The organism is Labrys sp. Lb11 (genome assembly GCF_057554225.1).
In genome coordinates, this window is the sequence record NZ_BAAJOT010000002.1 from 388,356 (window position 1) to 411,966 (window position 23,611).

Annotated in this window: 27 protein-coding genes; 18 read left to right on the forward strand and 9 right to left on the reverse strand. The window is 72.0% G+C overall.

What is annotated here, in order from left to right; all coding sequences use genetic code 11:
• Window positions 1-144 precede the first annotated feature (144 nt).
• The 9 genes from AC27L4_RS06935 to AC27L4_RS06975 are packed head-to-tail and all read left to right on the forward strand — an operon-like array spanning window position 145 to window position 6,679.
• Complete coding sequence (locus AC27L4_RS06935) at window positions 145-663, forward strand: DUF3280 domain-containing protein (RefSeq protein ID WP_487141345.1); 519 nt, start codon at window positions 145-147, stop codon at window positions 661-663.
• A 53-nt stretch (window positions 664-716) separates the two neighbouring features.
• Window positions 717-1,217 carry a DUF3280 domain-containing protein gene (locus AC27L4_RS06940; protein WP_487141346.1) on the forward strand — a complete coding sequence of 167 codons (501 nt, stop codon included), beginning with the start codon at window positions 717-719 and terminating at the stop codon, window positions 1,215-1,217.
• Window positions 1,214-1,933 (forward strand): (5-formylfuran-3-yl)methyl phosphate synthase, encoded by a 720-nt coding sequence (locus tag AC27L4_RS06945; RefSeq protein ID WP_487141347.1) that lies wholly within the window; start codon window positions 1,214-1,216, stop codon window positions 1,931-1,933. Before AC27L4_RS06940 ends, AC27L4_RS06945 begins: the two co-directional genes overlap by 4 nt.
• Window positions 1,933-2,565: an amino acid kinase family protein gene (locus AC27L4_RS06950; protein WP_487141348.1), complete on the forward strand. Its 633-nt coding sequence runs from the start codon at window positions 1,933-1,935 to the stop codon at window positions 2,563-2,565. Before AC27L4_RS06945 ends, AC27L4_RS06950 begins: the two co-directional genes overlap by 1 nt.
• Window positions 2,562-3,134 (forward strand): flavoprotein, encoded by a 573-nt coding sequence (locus tag AC27L4_RS06955; protein ID WP_487141350.1) that lies wholly within the window; start codon window positions 2,562-2,564, stop codon window positions 3,132-3,134. The genes AC27L4_RS06950 and AC27L4_RS06955 overlap by 4 nt, the downstream gene beginning before the upstream one ends.
• Window positions 3,127-4,533 carry a DUF6513 domain-containing protein gene (locus tag AC27L4_RS06960; RefSeq protein ID WP_487141351.1) on the forward strand — a complete coding sequence of 469 codons (1,407 nt, stop codon included), beginning with the start codon at window positions 3,127-3,129 and terminating at the stop codon, window positions 4,531-4,533. Before AC27L4_RS06955 ends, AC27L4_RS06960 begins: the two co-directional genes overlap by 8 nt.
• A gap of 3 nt (window positions 4,534-4,536) precedes the next feature.
• Window positions 4,537-5,166 carry a DUF447 domain-containing protein gene (locus AC27L4_RS06965; RefSeq protein ID WP_487141352.1) on the forward strand — a complete coding sequence of 210 codons (630 nt, stop codon included), beginning with the start codon at window positions 4,537-4,539 and terminating at the stop codon, window positions 5,164-5,166.
• Window positions 5,166-5,726, forward strand: a complete 561-nt coding sequence (locus tag AC27L4_RS06970; protein WP_487141353.1) for an SRPBCC family protein — start codon at window positions 5,166-5,168, stop codon at window positions 5,724-5,726. The genes AC27L4_RS06965 and AC27L4_RS06970 overlap by 1 nt, the downstream gene beginning before the upstream one ends.
• Window positions 5,723-6,679: a YVTN family beta-propeller repeat protein gene (locus AC27L4_RS06975; RefSeq protein ID WP_487141354.1), complete on the forward strand. Its 957-nt coding sequence runs from the start codon at window positions 5,723-5,725 to the stop codon at window positions 6,677-6,679. The genes AC27L4_RS06970 and AC27L4_RS06975 overlap by 4 nt, the downstream gene beginning before the upstream one ends.
• A gap of 62 nt (window positions 6,680-6,741) precedes the next feature.
• On the opposite strand, the gene AC27L4_RS06980 is transcribed toward AC27L4_RS06975, so the two are convergent.
• Window positions 6,742-7,224: an SRPBCC domain-containing protein gene (locus AC27L4_RS06980; RefSeq protein ID WP_487141355.1), complete on the reverse strand. Its 483-nt coding sequence runs from the start codon at window positions 7,222-7,224 to the stop codon at window positions 6,742-6,744.
• A gap of 50 nt (window positions 7,225-7,274) precedes the next feature.
• Here AC27L4_RS06980 and AC27L4_RS06985 point away from each other — a divergent pair, with 50 nt between their 5' ends.
• On the forward strand, window positions 7,275-7,598 hold the full coding sequence (locus tag AC27L4_RS06985; RefSeq protein ID WP_487141357.1) for an ArsR/SmtB family transcription factor: 324 nt from the start codon (window positions 7,275-7,277) through the stop codon (window positions 7,596-7,598).
• Window positions 7,599-7,663: 65 nt separating this feature from the next.
• Here the strand turns inward: AC27L4_RS06985 and AC27L4_RS06990 are convergent, their stop codons facing one another.
• Window positions 7,664-8,722 (reverse strand): hydantoinase/oxoprolinase family protein, encoded by a 1,059-nt coding sequence (locus AC27L4_RS06990; protein WP_487141358.1) that lies wholly within the window; start codon window positions 8,720-8,722, stop codon window positions 7,664-7,666.
• A 53-nt stretch (window positions 8,723-8,775) separates the two neighbouring features.
• Between AC27L4_RS06990 and AC27L4_RS06995 the strand changes: the two genes are divergently transcribed.
• Window positions 8,776-9,483, forward strand: a complete 708-nt coding sequence (locus AC27L4_RS06995; protein WP_487141360.1) for a HisA/HisF-related TIM barrel protein — start codon at window positions 8,776-8,778, stop codon at window positions 9,481-9,483.
• 304 nt (window positions 9,484-9,787) lie between these two features.
• On the opposite strand, the gene fae is transcribed toward AC27L4_RS06995, so the two are convergent.
• From fae to AC27L4_RS07030, 7 genes are all read right to left on the reverse strand, one after another.
• Entirely contained in the window at window positions 9,788-10,294 is a 507-nt protein-coding gene (gene fae / locus AC27L4_RS07000) for a formaldehyde-activating enzyme (protein ID WP_487141361.1), read from the reverse strand.
• 162 nt (window positions 10,295-10,456) lie between these two features.
• A complete protein-coding gene (locus AC27L4_RS07005; protein ID WP_487141363.1) occupies window positions 10,457-11,320 on the reverse strand; it encodes a triphosphoribosyl-dephospho-CoA synthase in 864 nt (287 codons plus the stop codon).
• A complete protein-coding gene (locus AC27L4_RS07010; protein WP_487141364.1) occupies window positions 11,290-12,231 on the reverse strand; it encodes an ATP-grasp domain-containing protein in 942 nt (313 codons plus the stop codon). The genes AC27L4_RS07005 and AC27L4_RS07010 overlap by 31 nt, the downstream gene beginning before the upstream one ends.
• The gene (gene mch, locus AC27L4_RS07015; protein WP_487141365.1) at window positions 12,228-13,202 is read right to left on the reverse strand and encodes a methenyltetrahydromethanopterin cyclohydrolase; all 975 of its coding nucleotides are present in this window, start codon (window positions 13,200-13,202) and stop codon (window positions 12,228-12,230) included. The genes AC27L4_RS07010 and mch overlap by 4 nt, the downstream gene beginning before the upstream one ends.
• Window positions 13,147-14,358 carry an ATP-grasp domain-containing protein gene (locus AC27L4_RS07020; RefSeq protein ID WP_487141366.1) on the reverse strand — a complete coding sequence of 404 codons (1,212 nt, stop codon included), beginning with the start codon at window positions 14,356-14,358 and terminating at the stop codon, window positions 13,147-13,149. The genes mch and AC27L4_RS07020 overlap by 56 nt, the downstream gene beginning before the upstream one ends.
• Window positions 14,324-15,217, reverse strand: coding sequence for an NAD(P)-dependent methylenetetrahydromethanopterin dehydrogenase (locus tag AC27L4_RS07025; protein ID WP_487141367.1), 894 nt, complete (start codon window positions 15,215-15,217; stop codon window positions 14,324-14,326). Before AC27L4_RS07025 ends, AC27L4_RS07020 begins: the two co-directional genes overlap by 35 nt.
• The gene (locus AC27L4_RS07030; RefSeq protein ID WP_487141368.1) at window positions 15,214-16,239 is read right to left on the reverse strand and encodes a beta-ribofuranosylaminobenzene 5'-phosphate synthase family protein; all 1,026 of its coding nucleotides are present in this window, start codon (window positions 16,237-16,239) and stop codon (window positions 15,214-15,216) included. Before AC27L4_RS07030 ends, AC27L4_RS07025 begins: the two co-directional genes overlap by 4 nt.
• Before the next feature lie 196 nt (window positions 16,240-16,435).
• Between AC27L4_RS07030 and AC27L4_RS07035 the strand changes: the two genes are divergently transcribed.
• The 7 genes from AC27L4_RS07035 to pqqA all read left to right on the forward strand — a co-directional run bounded on the left by AC27L4_RS07035 (window position 16,436) and on the right by pqqA (window position 23,603).
• Window positions 16,436-17,512: a formyltransferase gene (locus AC27L4_RS07035; protein ID WP_487141369.1), complete on the forward strand. Its 1,077-nt coding sequence runs from the start codon at window positions 16,436-16,438 to the stop codon at window positions 17,510-17,512.
• Window positions 17,506-19,140: a formylmethanofuran dehydrogenase subunit A gene (locus AC27L4_RS07040; RefSeq protein ID WP_487141370.1), complete on the forward strand. Its 1,635-nt coding sequence runs from the start codon at window positions 17,506-17,508 to the stop codon at window positions 19,138-19,140. The genes AC27L4_RS07035 and AC27L4_RS07040 overlap by 7 nt, the downstream gene beginning before the upstream one ends.
• Window positions 19,128-20,036: a formylmethanofuran--tetrahydromethanopterin N-formyltransferase gene (fhcD, locus tag AC27L4_RS07045; protein WP_487141371.1), complete on the forward strand. Its 909-nt coding sequence runs from the start codon at window positions 19,128-19,130 to the stop codon at window positions 20,034-20,036. The genes AC27L4_RS07040 and fhcD overlap by 13 nt, the downstream gene beginning before the upstream one ends.
• Window positions 20,033-20,842 (forward strand): formylmethanofuran dehydrogenase subunit C, encoded by an 810-nt coding sequence (locus AC27L4_RS07050; protein ID WP_487141372.1) that lies wholly within the window; start codon window positions 20,033-20,035, stop codon window positions 20,840-20,842. Before fhcD ends, AC27L4_RS07050 begins: the two co-directional genes overlap by 4 nt.
• A gap of 133 nt (window positions 20,843-20,975) precedes the next feature.
• A complete protein-coding gene (locus AC27L4_RS07055) occupies window positions 20,976-22,526 on the forward strand; it encodes a sensor histidine kinase (RefSeq protein WP_487141373.1) in 1,551 nt (516 codons plus the stop codon).
• Window positions 22,527-22,545: 19 nt separating this feature from the next.
• Window positions 22,546-23,271 carry a response regulator transcription factor gene (locus tag AC27L4_RS07060; RefSeq protein WP_487141374.1) on the forward strand — a complete coding sequence of 242 codons (726 nt, stop codon included), beginning with the start codon at window positions 22,546-22,548 and terminating at the stop codon, window positions 23,269-23,271.
• 239 nt (window positions 23,272-23,510) lie between these two features.
• A complete protein-coding gene (pqqA, locus tag AC27L4_RS07065; RefSeq protein WP_307266336.1) occupies window positions 23,511-23,603 on the forward strand; it encodes a pyrroloquinoline quinone precursor peptide PqqA in 93 nt (30 codons plus the stop codon).
• Window positions 23,604-23,611 lie beyond the last annotated feature (8 nt).

A 23,611-nucleotide genomic window follows, 5' to 3' on the forward strand; every position in this document is an offset into this window, starting at 1 on the left:
TTGCTCGACAAAAAGCCCGGTGAGGTAAACTAGGCATCGCTTCGGCCGCAAATCAACCGAATATGTCTAAGGGAAAAATAAGCTGAAGCAAACTTGCGACCGCACCATTGCCTGTGACACCATGCGGACATGCAGAAAATTGCCATGAAGACGCTGATTTCTACCACAGCCGCCCTGGCCGCGGTCTTGGTTTCGAGCGACGTCGCCACGGCCCGGCCGCTGAAGGCCGCGATCTTCGGCTTTGAGTTGCTCGACACCAGCGAGGAGGGCCAGCTCGCCGGCCCGCGGGACGACCAGACCAAGCGCATCGGGCTGGCGAGCGCCGAGCTGCGGCGCCTGCTCGATGCCTCCGGCCAGGTGGCGGAGGTCGACCTCAAGTCCCAGGCGGCGGTGATCGAGAAAGCCTCTCCCCTGTTCAACTGCAACGGCTGCGTCCAGGACATCGCCCGCGCCCTCGGGGCGGAGGTGGCGGTGAACGGAGTGGTTCAGAAGACCTCGAACCTCATCCTGTCCTTCAAGGTCGAAATCACCGACGTGGCCTCGGGCCGGATGCTGCGCGGCGGCCAGGTCGATATTCGCGGCAACACCGACGACATGTGGCTGCGGGGCGTGCGGTTCCTGGTCAAGAACCGCCTGACCGATCCGCCCCTGACCGCGCCATGACGAAGGCTGCCCCCGGTTCCCGATCGCTCGCCCCCGCTTCGCCAAGGTGACCCATGCACGGGATCGGACAGTTCTTCGCCACGGCGATCATTGCCACGGCCCTCGCCGCTCCTCTCGGCGCGCTGGCGCAGGCCCCGGCCCGACAGGCGCTCGCGGTGCTGCCATTCGGCTTCCTCGACACCACGGGCGAGCCGCGCGACCAGCGGGCCGAGCATGACGCGCGCCTCGCCGCGCTCGGCGAGCAACTGCGCGCCAGGCTCGGCGGCCCCTATCGCATCGTCGACGTCACCGGCCTCGACGCCTGTTCGGCCGGCGACTCGGCCTGCATCCTCGACCATGCCCGCCGATCCGGCGCCGAGATCGTGCTGACCGGGGCGGTGCAGAAGGTCAGCACGATGATGACCCGTATGTGGGTCGGCGCTTTCGACGTTTCGACCGGCAAGCGGGTGTTCTATCGTGACTTGAATTTCCGCGGCGACACCGACGAGGCCTATCGTCGGGCCACCGCCTTCCTGATCGACGAGATCGAGAGCAAACCCTTGCGCACGCCATGACCGGTTCCACAGTTTCCCCGGCGAGCCGCCTGCTCGTCAGCGTCCGCGATGCCGCCGAGGCCGATCTGGCGGCATCGGCCGGGGCGGACCTGATCGACGCCAAGGACCCGGCGCAAGGCTCGCTCGGCGCTCTGGCGCCCGCGGCGATCGCCGCGATCCGCGATGCCGTCGCCGGGCGCGCGCCGGTCAGCGCCGTCGCCGGCGAGCATGGCGACATCGAGGCGCTCGCCCGCGCGGCCCGGGCGGTCGCCGACAGCGGCGTCGCCTTCGTCAAGCTCGGCCTTGCCGCCGGGCTGGCGCAGGCCGGCGCCATTGCCCGGATCAGCGCGGCGCTGCCCCGAGGGCACCGCTTCGTCGCCGTCCTCTTCGCCGACGAGGCTCCCGACCTCGGCCTCACCGCGGCGCTGGCGCAGGCCGGCTTCGCCGGGGCCATGCTCGACACGCGCGGCAAGACCGGCGGCCGGCTCACCGACATCCTGCCCCTGCCGAAGCTGGCCGGCTTCGCGGCCGCCTGCCGCGCCGCAAACCTGATGTGCGGCCTGGCCGGCTCGCTGCGGCTGGACGACATAGACAGGCTCGCCCCGCTCGGCGCCGACTATCTCGGCTTTCGCGGCGGCTTGTGCACAGGCGGCGACCGGCGGCGCGGACTCGACGCAACGGCGATCCGCGAGGCGGCGGCGCGTCTGCGGGCGGCCGCCGGCCGCGAGGCGGCGTGATGACCGCCGTTCCGCCCCTCGTCGTCGTCAAGCTCGGCGGTAGCCTGCTGACCTCGCCCGGCCTCGACCCGCTGCTGCGCCACCTCGCCGACGCCCGGGAGGCGCGCCTCGTCATCGTGCCGGGCGGCGGCCTCTTCGCCGACGCGGTGCGCGAGGCCCAGCGCCTGCTCGCCTTCGACGACGTCCTGGCGCACCGGCTCGCGCTCGACGCCATGAGCCATGTCGGCGAGATCCTGGCTGCCCGCGCCGGTGCCTTCCTTCTCCTCGACGACCATGCGGCGATCGCCGATGCCCATCGCCGCGGCCGCGTGCCGGTCTGGCACCCGGCCGCCCTGCGCGCCGGCCGTCCCGACATCCCCGAGGGCTGGGCGGTCACCTCCGACAGCCTCGCCGCCTGGCTGGCAGCGGAGATCGAGGCCGACCGTCTCGTGCTCTGCAAATCCGTCGATGCGGCACAGTCCGTGCGCGGCCGGACCGAAACCGAGGCGCTGGCAGCGGCCGGCATCGTCGACGACGCCTTTCCCGATTTCGCCGCGCGCTATGGCGGCGACATCCGCCTCGCCGGACCGGCGCTGCAAGGCGATGCCCGCAGCCTGCTCGGCCTGGGCGTCCGGGAAGGTCACCCGGCATGACGACCGTCCCGCCGAAGCGCCGCCTCGCCTGGGCCCTCACCGGCTCCGGGCACTACTTCACCGAATGCCTGGCGCTGATCCGCGAGCTGCCGGACGTCGACCTCTTCGTCACCAAGGCGGCGGCGGAAGTGGTCCGCATGTACCGCAAGGAGTTCGCCGGCCTGCACAAGGGCGTGCACGTCTTCCGCGATACCACCGCCAGCGCCGGCCCGGTGGGCCGGTTCTACCACGGTGTCTACCACACGCTGGTGGTGGCCCCCGCCACCTCCAACACCATCGCCAAATGCGTCTACGGCATCTCCGATACGCTGGCGACCAATGTCTACGCCCAGGCCGGCAAGTGCCGGGTGCCCTCCATCGTCTTCGCCTGCGACACGGCGCCGGAGATGGACACCATGGCGCCCTCGGGCATGGTCAAGGTCTATCCGCGCCGGATCGACCTGGAGAACACCGAGAAGCTCAAGGCCTTCGAGGCGACGACCGTGGTCGAGACGCTGACGGAGCTGGAGGCGGCGCTGCGGCAAAGGCTGGCGGCGGTGGCGGCCCTGGACGGCCTCCCGCATGCGTGAGCGCCTCGTCCTGGTCACCGGCCATCTCGCCCGCGCCCGCCTGGAGCGGGCCATGAGCCAGATCGGCAGCGATGCCTTCGACTGGGTGATCGTCGACGCCGGGGTGAAGGTCGCCGCGCTGATGACCGGCGAGATCATCCGCCGCCGCGTCGTCCCGCCGGAGGGGACGACGCGCATCGTGCTGCCCGGCCGCTGCCGCGCCGATCTCGAAGCGCTCACCCGGCATTTCGGCGTGCCGGTGGTGCGCGGGCCGGACGAGATCGTCGACCTGCCCGGCTTCTTCGGCCGCGGCGTCCGCCCGCCGGATCTCTCGCGCCACGACCTCGCGATCTTCGCCGAGATCGTCGACGCGCCGAACCTCGAGCCCGAGGCGATCCTCACCCGTGCGCGTGCCCTGGCGGCCTCGGGCGCCGACGTCATCGACCTCGGCGGCCTGCCGGACACGCCGTTCCCGCACCTGGAGGATAGCGTACGCCTGCTCAAGCAGGCGGGCCTCAGGGTCAGCGTCGACAGCTTTGCCGTCGACGAGCTCAGGCGCGGCGCCGCGGCCGGAGCCGACTTCCTGCTCAGCCTCAGCGAGGACACGCTCGACCTCGCCTTCGAGACCGACGCCGTGCCGGTGCTGGTGCCGGCGAGGCCCGGCGACGTCGCCTCGCTGGTGCGGGCCGCCGGCCGCCTCATGGCCGCGGGCCGGCCCTTCCTCGCCGATCCCGTGCTGGAGCCGATCCATTTCGGCCTCGTCGCCTCGCTGGAGCGCTATGCCGAGGTCCGCCGGCTGCTGCCGGAGGCCGAGATGCTGATGGGCACCGGCAACCTCACCGAGCTCACCGAGACCGACAGCCTCGGCCTGACCACCCTGCTGCTGGGCATGTGCTCGGAACTTGCCATCCGCAACGTGCTGGTGGTCCAGGTCAGCCCGCACACCTGGCGCACCATCGAGGAACACGATGCCGCGCGGCGGGTGATGCATGCGGCCAAGGCCGATACGGCCCTGCCCAAGGGCTATGGCAATGCCCTGCTCGCCCTGCACGACAAACGCCCCTTCGCCTCGACGCCGGAGGAGGTCGCGGCGGCGGCGGCGGCGGTACGCGACGCCAATTTCCGCATCGAGGTCGCGGCCGACGGCATCCATGTCTACAACCGCGACCGGCACGCCGTCGGCACCGAGGCGCTCGCCTTCTACCCCGAGCTCGGCGTCGAGGCCGACGCGGCCCATGCCTTCTACCTCGGCGCGGAGCTGGCCAAGGCCGAGGTCGCCTGGCGGCTGCGCAAGCGCTACGCCCAGGACGAGCCGCTCGATTTCGGCTGTGCCGCCGACCGGCCGGCCGAGGACGCCACCGCCTTCAAGGAGGCGGGCCACACCCTGCGCGCCCGGCGGCGCCAGTCCGGGGCGGAGTGAGCGATGCCGCTGATCCTGGAGACCGTCGTCACCACGCTCAACCCGGATGGCACGCCGCACCTGGTGCCGTTCGGTCTGATCGCCGAGGGCGACGCCTATGTCGTGGCGCCGTTCCGTCCCTCGCCGACCATCGCCAATCTGGAGCGCCATCCCTTCCTCGCCGCGGCGAGCCCCGCGGATGTGCGCGTCATCGCCGGCTGCGTCACCGGCCGGCGCGACTGGCCGACGGTGCCGTGCGACCGGATCGAGGGCGTGCGCCTCGCCGACGCCCACGCGCATATGGAGCTCGCGGTTGAGGCGATGACGGACGATGCCCAGCGGCCGCGCTTTCGCTGCCGCGTCGTCCACCAGGCCATGCACCGCCCGTTCCTCGGCTATGTCCGGGCCCGCAATGCCGTGATCGAGGCGGCGATCCTGTCGACACGCCTGCACCTGCTGCCGCGCGAGAAGATCGATGCCGAGATGGCCTATCTCGCCATTGCCATCGCCAAGACGGCCGGCCCGGCCGAGCAGGAGGCCTGGCGCTGGATCGAGGAGAAGATCGTTGCCGGACTGGGCCCCGCGCCCCCGAACCGGCCGACGGAGGACAGGCCCCCCTCGCCCCCGGGGCCGCAGGTGGAGGAAAAGCCTTGATGAAGACAGTCCTGTTCGCAGCCCTCGCCGGCCTGGTCGCCCTGGCGCCGCTCGCCGCCGAGGCGCACGGCCCGACCCGCAAGAAGATCACCGAATCCGTCGAGATCAACCTGCCCCCGGACAAGGTCTGGGCCGTCGTCGGCAATTTCGGCGACATGAGCTGGCTGCCGCCGGTGGCCAAGACCGAGGCCAAGGGCGGCACCACGGTGGTCGATCCCGACGACGACGCCAAGAACCCGACGCGCCGCCTGACCCTGAAGGACGGGGCGACCGTGGATGAGGTCCTCTACAAGTACCAGCCCGACAAGATGAGCTATTCCTACCGCATCACCGCGGTGGACGTGAAGGTCCTGCCGGTGACCAACTATTCCTCGACCATCGCCGTCCTGCCGGCCGACGGCGGCAAGTCGAAGGTGGAATGGCGCGGCGCCTTCTATCGCGGCTATCCCAACAACGACCCGCCGCCGGAGCTGAACGACGAGGCCGCCGTCAAGGCGGTGACGGCGCTCTATCGTGCCGGCCTCGACGGGCTGAAGGCCAAGCTCGAAGCCTCGCAGTGACCGGCGCGCCGGGTGCGGCGACGCTGTGGCGCGTCGCCCTCGCCCTGCTCGTCCTCGCCGCCGTCCCCGCCCGGGCGGGCGAAGCCTTCGTCACCGACCAGCCGGCCGGCGAGGTCGCCGTCGTCGACCTCGAGCATATGGAGAAGCTCGCGACCATCCCGGTCGGCGACGATCCGGCCGGCATCGCCGTCTCGGCCGACGGCGCGCGCGCCTATGTCACCAGCCCGGAGGGCAAGGCGCTGAGCGTGATCGACACGGCCGAGCGCCGGATCCTGCGCCGGATCAAGGTCGAAGGCGGGCCGCTCGGCGTCGCCGTGCATCCCTCCGGCCGGCCGGTCTACGTCGCCGACTGGTATTCCAGGCGCCTGCTGGCGATCGACCCGGAGGCGGAGACGCCGCCCCGGACCGCCGAGGTCGGCATCTCGCCCTCCGGCGTCGCCGTGACGCCCGACGGCGCCCTCGTCCTCACCGCCGACCGCGACGACGACACGGTCTCGGTGATCGACACCGCGACGCTGCGACGCCTGGCGGTGATCCCGGTCGGCACGCGCCCGTTCGGCGTCACGGTCGATGCGGAGGGGCGGCGGGCCTACACCGCCAATGTCGGCTCGAACAACGTCTCGGTCATCGACCTCGCCGGGCGCCGGACCGTCGGCACCGTCAAGGTCGGCCTGCGCCCCTATGCGGTGGCGCTGGCGCGCGGCAAGGCCTTCGTCACCAACCAGTACGGCGACAGCGTCACGGTGTTCGACACCGCCACACTGAAGGTGCTGAAGACCGTCGAGGTCGGCGACTATCCCGAAGGCATCGCCGCCAGCCGCGACGGCGCCCGCATCTTCGTCGCCAGTTGGTTCGCCAACACGCTGAGCATGATCGACACGACGACGCTCGAGGTGGTGAAGACGGTCGAGGTCGGCGACGGGCCGCGCGCCTTCGGCCAGTTCATCCGGTAGGCGGCGGGACGGGCCGGAGGCGCCCGTCCGTTCACCAGGCTTCGAGTTCGCGATGTCGCGGATCAGTCCTTCGGCTCGCGGGCGGGCTCGCCCTTGAGTTCGCTCTCGTAGTAGCCGGCACGCAGGTTGATGCCGTGCTCGAGGAAGGCCTTCATGCAGCACAGCATCTGCGTCCAGCCCTCGCAGTTCAGGTACGACTTCTTCAACCCGTCCTCGCCCTCGCGCCATCCGGCCTCCGCGATCGTGACCAGGGTGGCGCCGCCATCGAGCGGCGCAAAGCCCATCTCGATGCGGGTCTTGTAGGGCGCCTGCCCGGCGGCGGTGCTCGCATCCCAGCGCAGCACGATGCGCCTGTCGGGCTCGACCGTGTCGACCTCGACCGGCACCTCGCCCCACCAGGTCACGGTGGTGCCGGGCACCAGCGGCGCGCTGGCACCGCCGATGGTGGTGAAATAGCCGCTCAGCGTCTTGGGATTGACCACCGCGTCGAACACTTCGGCCGGCGGCCTGGCGATGCGCGCGGACACTCTGAAGCCCAGGGACACCGTATCCTCCTCGTGTTGATCGGCGGCAAAATATGTTATATATTTATAACATGTCAAGCGAACCAACCGATGACGGCGTCTTCAAGGCCCTCGCCCATCACCGCCGGCGCAGCATGCTCGACAGCTTGAAGCAGGGCCCGCAGACCACCGGCCAACTGTGCGAGCAGTTTGCGGACATGGACCGCTGCACCGTGATGCAGCATCTGAAGGTGCTGGAGGAGGCCGACCTGGTCATCGTCCGCCGCGAGGGGCGCGAGCGCTGGAACCACCTCAACGCCCTGCCGATCAAGCGAATCTCCGACCGCTGGATCAGCGAGTACGCCACCCACGCCCTCGGCATCCTCGACAGGCTGAAGAGCGACCTGGAGGGGTGAGCGCGCTTTCGAACGGGCTCGGCCGTCGTCGCGGCTCCGAATGCCGCGACCGCGACGCCGACGCCTCAGATCTCCGCCGCCAGGCAGGCCACGGCCACGGCGGGAGCGCAGGCGGCCATCCAGTAATCCGCCTCGCCCGCCGTCGCCGGCACCAGCGCCGACAGGTCGTGGTAGGGCCGCCCGAGCCGCGCGGCCAGCGCCTCGGCAATGAAGCGGCCGACGCCACAACCGACCACCGGCGCGTCCGGCGGCAGGACGCCGCGCGAGACCACCTTCGCTGCCGCGTCGTGCAGGCGCCGCAGCTGCATCTCGGCGAAGTAGGCGGCGAGATCCTGCCAGGCCTGGTCTGGCGCGTCGGCGCCGTCCAGCCCGACCATGTGGGCGAGGCGGCTGCGCGTCTCGGCGAGCCCCTTGCCGCGCCCGTCGGCGCTGGCATGCTGGTCGGCCTGCGCCGGCAGGGTGCCGAGCAGGCGATGGGCGTCGGCGATGGTGGCGAAAGGCTCGGCCATCAGCGTCACCTCGCGGCCGGCGAAAGGCACGCGCTCGGCGAGCGCCATCGCCGGCGTACGCACCGCGCCGGTATAGACCAGCTCGCCCGTGGCCATGCGCTCGCCGTCGGTGTAGCCCGCGGCCGCCACCCTGCCGCCGGAGACCGGGATCAGGTCGGCCGTGGTCGAGCCGATGTCGACCAGCAGCGCCTCGGCCAGCCGGGCGCCGACGAAAGCCGCCGTGGCATGCCAGTTGGCCGAGGCGATGTCGCCGGCATGAGCCGGGGCCGCTTCCGGCGCCAGGAAGCCGGCGCGGCCGCCATAGACGCTGACGGGGCCGCGGCAATGGCGCACCGCCCAGTCCGTCAGCTGCGCCACACCGCTGGCGCGATCGTCGAACAGGGCGCAGAGCTCGCCGGTCATGGTCACGGCATGGCGGGCCGGCAGCCGCGCCCAGTCCGGCAGCCTGTCGAGCGCGCCGTCCAGCACGCCGAGGCCCTGCCGCAACTGGTAGGGTGCCTGGGCCGCCGCGACCAGCCGGCCGCCCGTCACCAGGGCAGCCTTGACATGGACCCCGCCGAGATCCCAGCCGACGACGGCCATGCCCTCGTCGGCGGAAGCCTTGCCTGTAGCCATGGGCGCATATTCCTTCACAATGGCGCTCCGTTCCGCATTATCGAGACTCCACCATGGGCCAGACCTCGAATGCCATCGTCGAGATCGTTCCGGTCATCGACCTCAAGCAAGGCCTGGTGGTCCGGGCTCGTGCCGGCGACCGCGCGAGCTATGCGCCGATCGTCACGCCGCTGAGCCCGACCGCCGATCCCGTCGACGTGACGCGCGGCCTCATCGCAGCCCTGCCCGCCCGGCGCCTCTACATCGCCGATCTCGACGCCATCGCCGGCGCGGCGCCCGACATCGCCGCGATCCGCCGCATCGCCACGGCGGCACCGGGGGTCGAGCTGTGGATCGACGCCGGAATCGCCACACGCTCCGGCGCCGAGTCCCTGCGGCAGGCCCGGCTGGGGCGCATCGTGCTCGGCTCGGAAAGCCAGGCCGACGCCGCCCTCGTGCAGACCCTGGCCGCCGAGGCCGTGCTGTCCCTGGATTTCCGCGGCGACGCCTTCCTCGGTCCGCCCATCCTGCTGGAGGACGCCACGCTCTGGCCGCCCGAAATCATCGTCATGACACTGGGGCGCGTCGGCACCGGCACGGGGCCGGACCTCGACCGGCTGGCTGAGATCCGGCGGCAGGCGCCGCAGGCCAACCTCTTTGCGGCCGGCGGGCTGCGCGGGCCGGACGATCTCGCGCCGCTGGCGGCGCTCGGCGTCACCGGCGTGCTGGTGGCTTCGGCGATCCATGACGGACGTCTCGGCCGCGCCGGGACGGGCGGCTGACGCGATTGTCAGACGCGAAACGCCATCCGCGATGGATCGCGGATGGCGCTTGCAAGGCGTAGGGAGGCTTCGCACCTCGAAGCAAGCGGGAAAGCCAGGCAGGTTCTCCCGCCCCTGCTTGCGCCTGCAAGCCCGGGCGGGAACGACTTTGCGTCGGAGATGCAAAGTCGCATGTGGCGAAGACCACGAGAAACTGCTCGGGCGTCCCCGCCCGGTATCACCGGCCCAGAAAGATCGTGGCCAACCGCTGGAGCAGGCCTCTCGGCATCGGCGGAGGTTCGTTCTGTCCAGGGTGGCTTCGTGTCTAAGCGGCGAAGGGGTGCTTGACCTGGTCGCGCTTGGCGGTGGCTTCGGCGGCGGTCGGCAGGCCCTTCACGGCGCGTTCGATCGCTTCCTTCGTGGCGCGGTAGTTGTACTCTTGGATCTTGGCGTCGTCCGAGGCTTCCCAATGGATGAAAACGCCGACCAGGATGTAGAGGTCGTCGGCTTCGTCAGCCGGGATGATGCCCTCGGCCACCGAATCCTGCACCGCCTTGGCAACGCCGTGCTGGGCCGGGCCGAACATCTGCACCGCCTGCTTGGCGCCCTTGATGGTCACCTTGTTGAACAGGATGGTGTTGGGCTTGCAGGCCAGATTCGGCGCAATCACGGCGAGGAGGGTGGTGAACCCGTCCTTGTTGTTGGCCAGGGCGTTGACGAACGCCGTTTCCGCGGCGCTGCCCCTCGGCCCGAGGACCAGGTCGATATGAGCCACTTCGTTGCCGTCGCCGACAAGCGACTCTCCGACCATCACCTTGTTGATCTTAGCCATCTGAAAGTCCTCCCTATCCAAAGACGATGAAGACCGCCATCACAGGACGGCGGCCAGGCCGCCTACCCTTGTTGTCAGCGTTCGGCTCCTGGCCGAACCGGTTGGCCGGATAGCGTTCGGAGCCTAACCCGGTCGTCGGGGTGCCAGCAAGTATTGCGAGCATCATTTTCCGTTCTCCGGCAGGGAAAGTCCGTCGGCGAACAGGGTGGCGACGGTGAAGTCGGCCGACGTGCCGGGATTGAGGCCCTCGCGCTTCAGCGCGGCATCGAAATCCAGCAGCGGCGCCAGCGCACCGGGGCCGAGTTCGATCGAACCGGCCAGCGCCTGCGCCTGCTCGCGCACCCGCTCCGCCAGAGCGACGCCGTTCTTGCGGGCGATATGGGTGTCGGGAAACCGCGACAGGAAGGCGAGGTGCACCGCCGTCACGCACCAGTCCTCGGCCAGGCGCTTGCCGCGCGCCGCGGCGAGCGCCGGCAGGCCGACGTCGCGCACATCGGCGAAGCCGTCGCCATAGGCCCGGGCGATGCGGTCCCGCCCGGCCGCCGCCGCCATGGCCGCGCCGAGGTCGACGGCCGGCGCCTCGGCGACGTCGTGCTCCTGCGACCGGCCGAGGCCGCTCGGCGCGGCACGGCGGATGGCCGCATAGGCCGCGGCCGTGTCGGCCACGGTGAGGCCGTCCAGCACCGCCTCCAGTGCCGGCCACAACGGGCCGGGCCGCTCGGCCGCCACCGCCAGGGGCGCGCAGAGCAGGACGATGCCGAGGTTCGTGTTCCAATGCACCCGGGCGATCGTCGCCTCGATCGCCCCGAGGATGCGCGTCCCGACGCCGGCGCCGCGCCGCGTCAGCGGTCCGGCCGAGACCTCGGCGCTCGCCTCGAAATCGCCGACCTCGAAGCCGTGCCCGGCGGCGAAGACATGCACGTTTCCCGGCTTCAGGGCCTGGAGCTCCAGCCGGCAGGCGGCGCGATAGGCCTCTGCGATGTCCTCGGCCCCGGTCACGACGCCGCCGCCAGCCGCGGCGGACAAGCCGCCCGCACCGCCCCGAGGAAGCCCTCGACGATGGCACCGGCGATATCGGCCTCCGTCACCGTCTGCAGACCGTTCCAGGCCGGCATGCTGTTGACCTCGAGCAGGAGATAGCCGCCTTGCCCGTCGTCGATCAGGTCGACGCCGGTATAGGCGACGCCCACCGCCCGCGCCGCGGCCAGCGCCAGTTCGGCGGCTGCGGCCGGCACGACCCAGGGATGCGGCCGCCCGCCCTGGTGGACATTGGTGATCCAGCCGTCGCCCTCGCGGACCATGCCGGCGACCACCCGGTCGTCGCAGACGAAGACGCGATAGTCGCGCCACAGACCGTCCCGGCGCGGCATGAAGCGCTGGAGATAGTAGACGCGGGCGACCGCCTCCGGCTCCGGCAGATCCCCGGCCCGGCGGATGAGCTGGAGACCCTCCCCCTGCGAGCCGAACAGGGGCTTGAGCACCAGCGGCGCCTCCGGCCCGGCCTCGCGCTCGACGATCGCCGCCGCCGCCTCGCGGCTGGAGACGACGAACGTGTCCGGGGTGGGCAGGCCGGCGCGCTGGACCAGGAGGCTGGTCATCGACTTGTCGACGCTGCGCTCGATCGCCGCCGGGCTGTTCCAGACCACCACCCCGGCGGCGACCAGCGCATGCAGCACCCCGAGCCGCAGCGTCGTCGCCTCGAAGGTGCCGCCGGAGATGGTGCGCAGCAGCACGCCGTCGGGCAGCGCGCCGTCCAGGCCGGGGATGCGCAGCGGCTCGCCGTTGCCGGTGACGATCGAAACCTCGGCGAGCGAGAACAGCAGCGGCTCGACGCCCCGGGCCCGGAAGGCGTCGATCAGGCGGGCGCGATGCCACTCGCCGTTGTCGGCGGCGAGGCCGACGGTGAGGCCCGGCCGGGCGTCGGAATGCGAGATCATGCGAAGGAGGCGTCCACCAGATCCGGCGCCAACCGCCCGGCCCGATAGGAGCGGCCGCTGTCGACCGCCGTGACGATCACCTCGGCTGGGCTGAACAGATGCGGGTCGATGGCGTAGAAATCGCCCTTGAAGCGGCCGAACACCTCGGCGAAGGGCGCGCCATGGTCGCGCGAGGTCGAACTCGGCAGCGCCTCGGCCAGATCCCGGGCCTCGCCGTCGGCGCCGGACACGAACAGATGGATGCGCCCGCCATAGATGATGGCGTCGTTGGTGCGTCCCATCGCCTTGACGAAGTCCGGCGCCGGCGGAGCGAGCGGGGCGCTGCCGATGCCGTCGACCACCCGCTCCAGCGGAAAGCCGAGCGTGTGCGTCTTGTGCAGCCCGACCTCGAGCACCCGCGCCACCACCTGGGTCGAGCCGGCGAGGCTCTGGGTCGGCGCATAGATGAAGGTGAGGCGGTCGGCGCGGAGCCCGGTCGCCTTCGCCACCTTGTCGATCACCGCCTTCGGGGGCGGCTCGCCGGTCTCCAGCACCAGCACGGCGGCCTCGGCCTCGTCGTGGTAGCCCAGTTCCTCGAACAGCGGCTCGACCCTGGCCGCGGCCCGGCCCGGCCCCGAGCCCAGGGCGAAATAGGCGCCCTTGCCCTCGCCGGTCGCCAGCCGCCAGCCGGCATACTGGCTGGCGAGGCAGGCGAGCACCGGGTTGGCGGCATGCACCACCAGCGAGGACGGCCAGCGCGCCAGCGGGCCGGTCGCCGCCAGCGCCACCGTGCCGAGCCCGCCCAGGCAGATCTCCGCCAGCCGGCGCCCGGCCTCGATGGAGCCGGGCACGCGCGAGCCGGCATCGACGAACCGCGCGCCGCCCGGACCGGACGACACTGCGACGCGCAGCATCGCCGCGTCGGCGACGAACCTCTCAACGAGCGGCATGGCGAGCGCGTTGACGCTCGGCTGCTTGGGCGCTTCCCTCACCGGCGTGTTTCCCGTCTTCTAGCAGATCCCGAATGGCCCGGCCGCGCTCTTCCAGCAGCGACCGCACCGCAACTGCGTCCCCGGCCGTCGCCATGACGGTACAGATCGGCGCGCCGGCGGCGATGCGGCTCGCCGGTTCCGGCCGATCGGAGATGAAATCGGGCCAGTCGACGGCAGGCACCGAGGCGATGGTCCGTCGAGCATAGAGGATCATCGCGCCCGCCGCACCCGGCGGTTGTTCCTCAGCCGTCCCCAACTGTCCGGCCGACGCCGCGATATGCTGGCGCAGCAGCGGCGTCGGCCGCCGGTCGAGGCAGTCGAGCGTGGCGCCGGGACGCGGATTGACCTCCAGGAGCCACCAGCCCTGCGGCCCGGCCAGCAGGTCGGCGCTTGCGAGGCCCCGCAGCCCGAAGGCCGGCACGAGGCGCTGGATCGCCGCCTCGACCTCGGCCTGCAGCCCGTCGGGCAGGCTGCCCGGCTCGATCGCGCCGCCATAGCGCCAGGGGGCGTGGCGGCCGGGAGCGGTCCATTGCCGGGTCGCGGCGAGGATCCGCGCCCGGCTGCCGTCGGCGAGGAAGGCGACGGCGCAGGCCTCGCCCGTCACCTGCTGCTGGAAATAGGCGCCGCGCCCCGGCATGCCCGGCCGCGCCGGCCGGATATGGCCGCCGCCGGCGCCGCCGCGGCGCTTGCGCAGCCACGCTCCGGCCCCGGCCGGCGGCGGCTCGAGGCTGACCGCGGGGTGCGGGATGCCGAGCCGCGCCAGCGTGGCGGCGAAGTCGAGCGGGTCCTTCAGCCGCCGCACGCAGTCCGGCGAGGCGCCGATCAGTGCGAAGCGCTCGGCGATGGCGGCCATCAGCCGCGGCCGGCGCTCGAAGCCGCTGCCGAGCACGACGCCGCGCACAGGCCTCGGGCTCGCAGCGGCCAGGCTCCGCAGCGCGGCCAGCACGCTGCCCTCGCCGAGCCCGAGGCCGAAGCGTCCGGCCAGGCGTCGATAGTCGGCGGCGAGGGCGCGGGTGTCGCTGTCGCCGAACAGATCGGCGACCAGCGGCGCAAAGCCGGCGCGCCGCGCCGCCGCCGCCAGGGCGCGCCCGGACTGGGCCACGATGAGCAGGGCTTCGCCGTCAGCCGGCGATTTCGACAGCAAGCTTGTAGGCATCCCGGAAATCAAAGACTTGCGGCTTGTCGGCCGTCAGCAACCGGCGGAACAGGCCGGACTCCGTGCGGTACTTGACGTTGCCGACCGCCAGCGCACCGACGGCCAGGGCCTTGCCGGCGCCGAAGGCGACGCCGTTGGCTATGACGTCGACGCCCTCCAGGCCGGCCGGCGGCACGGCGTTGACGTCGGCGGCGACCAGCAGGCCCTTGACATCAGCCAGTTGCGCCGCGTCGAGAATGGTGACGCCGGCCGGGCCGGCCGACAGGATGACGTCGGCGCCGGCGGCCGCCGTCGCGCGGGCTCCGGCGCTGGAGCCGTCGGCGGCGCCGACATCGACGCCGAAGCGCTGCTTCATCGTTGCCGCGATGCCGCCGACGCGGGCGGCGCCGTCATGGCCGGCCAATGTGACGCGAGCCCCCTCCATGGCGCACAGCACCGCCGCGCAGAAGGCGACGACGCCGGTGCCGCCGAAGATGATCACCGCCTTGCCGTTCAGGCCGCCATGGCCGGCCTGGCGCAGCGTCCTGGCCACCACCGCCACCAGCGCCGCGCCGGTGGTGAAGGAGCCGGCCGGATCGGCGAAGAGATGCAGTTGGAACGGCGGCACGAAGGAGGCTCTCGCCCGGTCGAGCATGTCGAGGGCAAGGTCGGCGCGCTTGCCGGCGATGAAGATGGTCGAGCGCACGCTGTCCGCCGGGGAGCGCGAGAAGATCGCATCCTGCACCAGGCCGCGCACCTCCTCGAGGGTGACGTTGGTATAGGGCACGACGACGTCGAAGCCGGCGTCCACGGCCATGTTCACGTCGAACGGGCTCATGTGCTTGAGCGGCGACAGCATGTGAAGGATCGAGCGGCTCATTCGGCAGGTGCTCCAGCGGCTGCGCGGGCGGGGGCCGCCTCCACGGCGACCGGGATGGTGCTGATCCTGGCGCCGCGGTTGCGGCCACGGGTGACGGCGAGCGTGAGCCCGCCCGCCCGGGCGAGCGGCGCCATCTCCCGCGCCAGGCGCCGTGCCTCGGCCTCCGAGCCGAGGATGGCGAAGCCCGTCGGGCCCCAGGAACTCTGGCCGACGCCGGCGACGCCGCGCTCCTGCAGCGCCGCCAGCACGGCGGTGACGTGCCGGCTGGCGAAGCGTCCGCCCTGCACCGGCGAAAAATAGTCACCGACCCGCCGTTGCACCTCGGTGACGCCCCGGCCGAAGGCATCGAGATCGCCGGTCACGGCGGCGGGAAGGATCTGCATCAGCGCCAGCCGGCACAGATGCGCCGCGTCGGCGGCGGGAAACGGCGGCAGCCGGGCGAAGGCGGAGGCCTCGGTGGTGCCGTGCACGCCCTGCGCCCTGCCGTCGAGAACCAGGAGGATGCGCCAGGCCGGCGGGAACGGCACCCGCGCCAGGATCGGCGGGGCTGCGTCGCCGCCGTCGCGCCCGCCGTCGAGGATCAGGCCGCCGTCCATGAAGGCGGCGAGGCCGATCCCCGAGCGATTGCCGCGATCCAGCGCCGTGGCCGCCAGCACCGGGTCGAAGCGCTTGCCGTGCATCCGCGCCAGGGCCGCCGCAGCCGCCAGCGCCAGCTGGGTGCCGGAGCCGAAGCCGGCATGGGAAGGGATGGCGCGGCGCAGTTCGACCCGGCCCCGGGCAGGCACGCCCAGATGCACCGCCGCCGCCTCGACATAGCGGGCCAGCCGCTCGGCCTCCGGCCCCACGGCTTCAAGACGAGGCGCGGGCTGGATCCGCAGCTCGACCGCCGGGCGCTCCAGCGCCACCCCGAAGCTGCCGAAACGACGCCCGAGCCCGCCATTCAGATCGAGGAAGCCGAAATGCAATCGTGCCGGCGCAAGAACCCGGGCCGCAGCAATGCTCGTCGCCGTCACGTCCCGCACCTCAGCCGCCCCCTCGCCAATGTATGTCGAAAATAAGAAATCGATGGCATCATCAGAACTTTCGCATCAGTCAGAAAGACTTTGCAACTCGAGGAATTCTTAGAAATCTCACATATTGCACTGCAACGACTTCAACGACTTGCTTCGCCATCCTTGCGGATGCCATCATGATCGCATCGAGTGCCAAGAGGAAGCAATGCCAGCCTGGATCGCAGGACAACCGGTCAGCGTAGAGGACGCGGTGCGTGCCGCGGGCGCCTTGCTGGCGGGGGCGCGCCATCCTCTTCTCGGCGGCCTGGCGGCGGACGTGGATGCGATCCGCGCCGCCTATCGTCTCGCCGCCAGGCTCGGCGCATCGCTCGACGCAAACGGTTCCGCGGCCCTCTATGGCGAGCTTTCCGCCCTCGCCGCCAACGGCGCCATGGCGACGACGCCGGCCGAGGCCCGTGCCCGCGCCGATCTCGTCCTGGTGGTCGGAGACCATGCGGCCGCCTCTCCCGCCCTGGCCTCGATCATGGCCGCCCCTCCGCAGCGTGGCGCGCCGGATCGAGCCCGCCGGCTGGTCGTCCTGGCCGCCGATGCCGGCCCGAACGCCTCGAGGAACCAGGCCCTGCACGTTCCCGTGACCGCCGGAACCCTGGCTGCGACTCTTGGCCTCATCCGCGCCGTCGCCGGCGGGCGGCTCGCCGCCGCCGGCCAGATCCCGAATCTCGGCGAGGCCTGCGACCATTTGCAACAGGCCGGCTTCGGCGTCGCGCTCTACGACCCGGGCGAGCTCGGCGACCTCGGCGTCGACATGCTGCAGGGGCTCGTCAAGGACCTCAACGCCGCGACCCGCTTCACCGGCCTGTCCCTGGCGCAGGAGGGGCGGGCCGCCCTGCAGGTCGGGGCCTGGACGACCGGCGACGGCCCGCGCGTCGGGTTGGGCCGCGGCTATCCCGAGCATGACCCCTGGCGCTTCGACGCCGCCCGCCTGATCGCCGCTGGAGAGGCCGACGCCGGCCTGTGGATCGGGCCGCTGGCGAGCGCTCCGCCCGACTGGCCGGCAGCCTTTCCAGCCGCCGCCCTGCTCGCCGGAGCGGCCGGCAGCGAGGCCGGCATCGTCATCGAGGTGGCGAAGCCCGGCGAAACCGCCCCGGGCACGGTCTGGCACGAGGGGCGGGCGACGCTGGTGCATCGGCCCGCGGCCCGGCCCGGCGACACGCCCACCGCCGCCGCCATCCTCGCTGCCATCGAGGCAGCCCTTCCCAACCCGGATGCCGCGCCATGCTGACCCGGATCGCCGGCGGGCGCATCATCGACCCCGCGCATGGGCGCGACGGCGTCGGCGACATCTGGATCGCCGACGGCCGCATCGTCGCGCCGCCGCCCGACGCCGTGGCCGACAACACCATCGATGCCGCCGGCTGCGTGGTCATGGCCGGCGCCATCGACGTCCATTCCCACATCGCCGGCGGCAACGTCACGCTCGCCCGCCTGCTGCTGCCCGAGCTGCATGTCAGCGAGGCGGCCGCCCCGCACGGCCTGCCCTTCGCCACCGCCCGCTGGTCGGCCTTCGAGACCGGCCGGCTCTATGCGCGCATGGGCTATACCACGGTGATCGAGCCGGCCCTGGTGCCGACCGCCGCGCTGGCCACCCACCTGGAGCTCGGCGACATCCCTTTGATCGACCGCGGCGGCCTCGCCGTGGTCGGCAATGACGACCAGTTGCTGGCGCTGCTGCGCCAGCGCGAGGGCGCCGCCGCCATCCGCGACCATGTCGCGCTGACGCTGGCCACGGCGCGCGGCCTCGGCCTCAAGGTGATCAATGCCGGCGGCGCGGCGGCCTTCAAGGAGAATGTCCGGCGCTTCGGCCTCGACGACGAGGTGCCGAGCTACGGCCTCACCTCCCGCGCCATCCTCTCCGCCCTGCTCGATGCGGCCGAGGCCGTCGGCGTGCCGCATCCCCTGCACGTCCACGCCAACAATCTCGGCCTGCCCGGCTCCGACGACACGCTGGTCGAGACCCTCGAGGCTGCCGAGGGCCGGCGCATCCACCTCGCCCATGCCCAGTTCTACAGCTATGCCCGGCATGAGGCCGGCGGCTTTGCCTCCGCCGCCGAGCGGGTCTGCGAGGCCCTGGCCCGTCACCCCAACGCCACGCTCGATGTCGGCCAGGTGGTGTTCGGCCAGACCTGCACCATCTCGCTCGACATCTTGCGCCAATATGCCGGGCACAAGTCCGGGCGGCCGCGCAAATGGATTCTGGTCGACGGCGACGCCGAAGGCGGCGGCATCGTCCCCTACCGCTACAAGCGCGGCAACGGCGTCAACGCCCTGCAGTTCGCCATCGGCCTGGAGCTGTTCCTGCGCTCGCCCGACCCGTGGCGGGTGCTGCTCACCACGGACCATCCCAATGGCGGCCCCTTCACCGCCTATCCCCGGCTGATCCAGCTGCTGATGGACAAGGCCGAGCGCGACCGCGTGGTCGCGGGCCTGCCGGAGCTCGCGCGCGAACGCTCGGGCCTTGCCGCCATCGAGCGCGAATACAGCCTCGCCGAGGTCGCGATCATGACCCGCGCCGCCCCGGCCCGCCTGCTCGGCCTCGCCGATCGCGGCCATCTCGGCCCCGGGGCGCGGGCCGACGTGGCGATCTACCGTGACGAAGCCGACCGGGCCGCCATGTTCGCCTCGGCCCGGCTGGTGCTCAAGGACGGCGAGGAGATCGTGCGCGACGGCGAGCCCCTGGGCTGGCGCCCCGGCCGCACCCTGTCGCTCGCCCCGGCCGTCGACGCCGCCATGGTGCGACGCACCGACACCTATCTCAGCGACCGGTTCGGTGCCGGTCTGTCCAGCTTCGCCGTGCCGCAGGCCGCGTTCGGAGACCGGGACGTGTTCGAGGTCGAGCCATGCCGGACCTGAGCCTCAACGGCATCGCCGTCGACGATACCTTCGCCGAGGCCTTCGGCATGGCGGCGACCGCCGTCGTCGTCACCGCCGACACCGCGCGCTGGGCCGAGATCGCCGCGACGACCATGACCGGCTTCGCCACGTCGGTGATCGGCTGCGGCGTCGAGGCCGGCATCGACCGGATGCTGACCGGCGCCGAGACACCGGACGGCCGGCCCGGAGCACGAGTGCTGCTGTTCGGCTTCGACCAGAAGGGGCTCGGCAGCCAGCTCACCCGCCGGCTCGGCCAATGCGTGCTCACCAGCCCGGGCTCGGCCGTCTATGCCGGCTCGGAGGGCGCGAAGCGGCTCAAGATGGGCGCCAACCTGCGCTATTTCGCCGACGGTCACCAGGTCGCCAAGCGCCTGGAAGGTCGGCGTTACTGGCGGCTGCCGGTAATGGACGGGGAATTCGTCTGCGAGCACGACACCGGCATGGTCGAAGGCGCGGTCGGCGGCGGCAACCTGCTGTTCCTCGGCCGCCACCATGCCGGCGCTCTGGCCGTGGCGGAGATCGCGGCCGCCGCGGCGCGCGATGCAGCCGACGTCATCCTGCCCTTTCCCGGCGGCATCGTTCGGTCCGGCTCCAAGGTCGGCTCGCGCTACAAGGGCGTGATCGCCTCCACCAACGACGCCTATTGCCCGTCCCTGAAGGGACGACCGGGCTCGGCCCTGGCGCCGGAGACCGGCGTGGTGCTGGAGATCGTCATCGACGGCCTGTCGGCTGCGGCGGTGCGGGCCTCGATGCGGGCCGCCCTGCATGCGGCGACCGCCGTCGGCGCCACCCACGGCCTGCTGCGCGTCGCCGCCGGCAATTACGGCGGCAAGCTCGGCAAGTATCATTTCCACCTGCGGGACCTGCTGGCATGAGCGCGCTCGTCCTCACGCTGCGCGAGGCGCCGCCCGAGCGGCTGGACCTCTCGCCCCTGACGCCCGAGCGCCTCGCCGGGCTGTCCGCCGCCGAGATCGAGCGGCTCGCCGTCGGCACCAGCCGGACCGGCGTCAACGTCGGCGACCTCTTCGCCGTGACCGCCGGCGATGCCGGCGAGATCCGCATCCGGGGCGGGTCGCCGCGCTTCGACAATCTCGGCCGCGGCCTCGCCGGCGGCCGCATCGAACTGGAGGGCGACGCCGGCCAGCGCCTCGGCTTCGGCATGACCGGCGGCGAGATCCGAGTCGGCGGATCGGCCGGCCCCTTCGCGGCCAGCGCCGCCAGCGGCGGCCTGATACGGATCGACGGCGAGGCCGATGCCAGCGCCGGCGGCGCCGTCCACGGCGCGATGTTCGGCCTCGACGGCGCGACCTTGATCGTCGGCGGCAAGGCCGGCCCCCGCCTCGGCGACCGCATGCGGCGCGGCCTGCTGCTCGTCGCCGGCGCGGCCGGAGACTACGCCGGCACCCGCATGATCGCCGGCACGATCATCGCCGCCGAGCTCGGCGAACAGCCCGGCTTCGGCATGCGGCGCGGCACCCTGGTCACGGCCCGGTCGGGCGAGATCCTGCCGAGCTTCGTCGACACCGGCCGCCACGAGCTGGTGTTCCTGCGCCTGCTGCGCCGGACGCTCGAGGGCCTGGCCCCGGAGTTCGCCGGACTGGTACCGCCAATCATGCGCCGCTTCGCCGGCGACCTGGCGACACTCGGCAAGGGTGAGATCCTGCTGCCCGCCGGCGCCTGACGCGAGGCAGGCCCTCCCAATATCGTGGCGGGAGCGGCAGGGAAAACCGGTCCGGCAGCCTTTGCTGCCCGGCCGCGGCATGGCACGCTGGACCGATCGGGCCCGATGGCCGGCATTGCGGTGTTGCGGACGGATGGGATCGCTCAGGGCCAAGCTTTCGACCTTCATCGGCGGCGTGGCCCTGCTCACCGTGCTGGCTGCGGGCGGCATCCTGTTCGCCGTGCAGGTCTCGGACCGCACGCTGGAGCAGATCTCCCAGTCGCAGCGGCGCCTCGACCTGCTCACCGAGGTCTCAGGCCGCATCACGGAATACGGCCTGGCGGCGATCGACAGCGCCAACGCCGCATCCGGCGGCGTCGCCCGTCTCGCCGACCTGCAGGGCAAGGCCCGCGCCGTCGTCGCCGCCATCGAGACGACGCAGGCCAGCGAGATCGCCAACGACCAGGCCCAGGCGTCCCGGGTCCGGCTGCTGACGCATCTGCGCGCCGATTTCGAGGTCCTGACCGCCCAGGTCGCCCGCGCCATGGCCATGCCGGCCCCCGGCCCGCGCGGCGACAGCATCCGCGGCGCCCTCAACGGTTTCGGCACGTCCGCCGGCCCGCCGCTCTCCCTGCTGGTCGAGGCCGAGCGGCGTTTCCTGCAAGGCGCCAGGGACGAGGCGCGGGAGACGTCGCGCCGCCTCACCATCGGTGCGGTCGTCGCCGCGCTGCTGGCGCTCGCCGCGGCGCTGCTGCTGCACCGCACCATCACCCAGCCCCTGCTGCGCCGGCTCGGCGCCATGGAGCTGGCCGCGGCGGCGATCGGCCGCGGCGAGCTCGAGACCCGGCTCGACATCGGCCCTCACGACGAGCTCGGCCTGCTGATGGCCCGCTTCAACCGCATGGCGACGCGGCTGGCGCGTCGCACCCGCCGCCTCGACCGGGACCGGGCGGCGCTGGAGAACACGGTCGCAGAGCGCACGGCCGACCTCACCGCGGCCAATCGGCGCCTGGCGGCGATCGACAATTCGCGGCGGCGCTTCTTCGCCGACGTCAGCCACGAGCTGCGCACTCCCCTCACCGTGGTGCTCGGCGAATGCGACGTGACGCTGCGGGCCCCGGCCATTCCCGAGGCGGAGGCCCGGTCCGTGCTCGCCACCATCCGCCAGCGCGCGCTGGCGCTGCACCGGCGGGTCGAGGACATGCTGCGCGTCGCCCGCTCCGAGAGCGGCGAGATCGAGCTTGCCCTGGCGACGGTGGCGCTGCGCCCCATCCTGGTCGAGGCCGTCGACGGCTTCGCCGCCGCGACGCGCCGCCGCGGCATCGCGCTGCGACTCGATGCCGCCGAGATCGACGTCGACGTCGCCGGCGACCGGGACTGGCTGCGCCAGATCGTCGAGGGCCTGATCGACAATGCCGTCCGCCACGCCCGCGGCGCCAGGACCATCGTGGTCGCCATGGAGGTCACCGACGCCGCGGCGCGCATCCTGGTGACCGACGACGGCGCCGGCATGGCCCCCGCCGCGCGCGAGCACGCCTTCGAGCGCTTCGCCCGCTCCCTGGACAAGGCGGCGGCGCCCGGCTTCGGCATCGGCCTGTCGCTGGCGCACTGGATCATAGGGCGACATGGCGGCAAGATCGCGATAGAGTCGCGGGAACACGGCGCGGCCGGCACGCGGATCATGATCGAGCTGCCGAGGAAGTGACGCCGCCGGGAGGCAAGACATGAACGTTCTCGTGGTCGAAGACGATGCCGACATCGGCTCCATGCTCCGTCGCGGGCTCGGCGCCGAAGGCTTCGACGTGACGGTGGTGGAGCGGGCGGACGACGCGCTCGACACCGCCCGGGCCAGCAATCCCTGCGCCGTGCTGCTCGACATGATCCTGCCCGACGGCTCCGGCCTCGACGTCTGCCGGTCGCTGCGCAGCGGCGGCCATACCGGGCCGATCCTGTTCCTCAGCGCCAAGGACGAGGTGCGTGACCGCGCCGACGGCCTGTCGGCCGGCGCCGACGACTACATCGTCAAGCCGTTCCAGTTCGATGAGCTGGTGGCGCGGCTGCGCGCCCATCTGCTGCACCGTTCGGGCCAGGTCGATGATCGCGACCGCCTCGTCGCCGGGCGGCTGATCCTCGACAATTCCACCCGCCAGGCCCTGTACGGGCCGGTGCATGTGCGCCTCACCCAGCGCGAGGCCGAACTGCTGGCGCTGCTGATGCACAGCGCCAACCGCCCCGTGTCGCGCGGCGACATCTTCGACGCGCTCTGGGCCAACCATGGCGGCGTCTCGCTCAACGTCGTCGACGTCTATGTCGGCTATCTCCGCGGCAAGTTCACGGAGATCGCCCGGGCCGGCGGCCCGACCATCGCCACGGTGCGCGGCAAGGGCTTCATGCTCGACCTGACCGCTGCCGCGCCCCTCGAAGCCGGCCAGGCCGCCCGCCGGTCCTAGAGGCTTCGGCGCCCCAGCGGAATCGCCAAGGTTTCCGACCGTCATGGGCCGGAAATCAGGCTCGCCCGGCAAGATCGGCTCGGCGCCGGACATAAATTAGAACTTCATGAGAGTCTTTCTTCTTGTCGAGCCGGAGGAAGTCGTAGACAGTCTATTCCAATGTGTTGTCGCGGACGACACAGACGATCTCTTATGATTTCCTTATAAAGAGATCGGAGCGGAAGCAACGGAGAAACACCATGCGCTGGAACACGCCTACCGTCACCGAAGTGTGCGTCGGCCTGGAAGTCACGGGCTACATCTCCTCCGACGAGACCCCGCCGGAGTTCTGAGCCCGGCT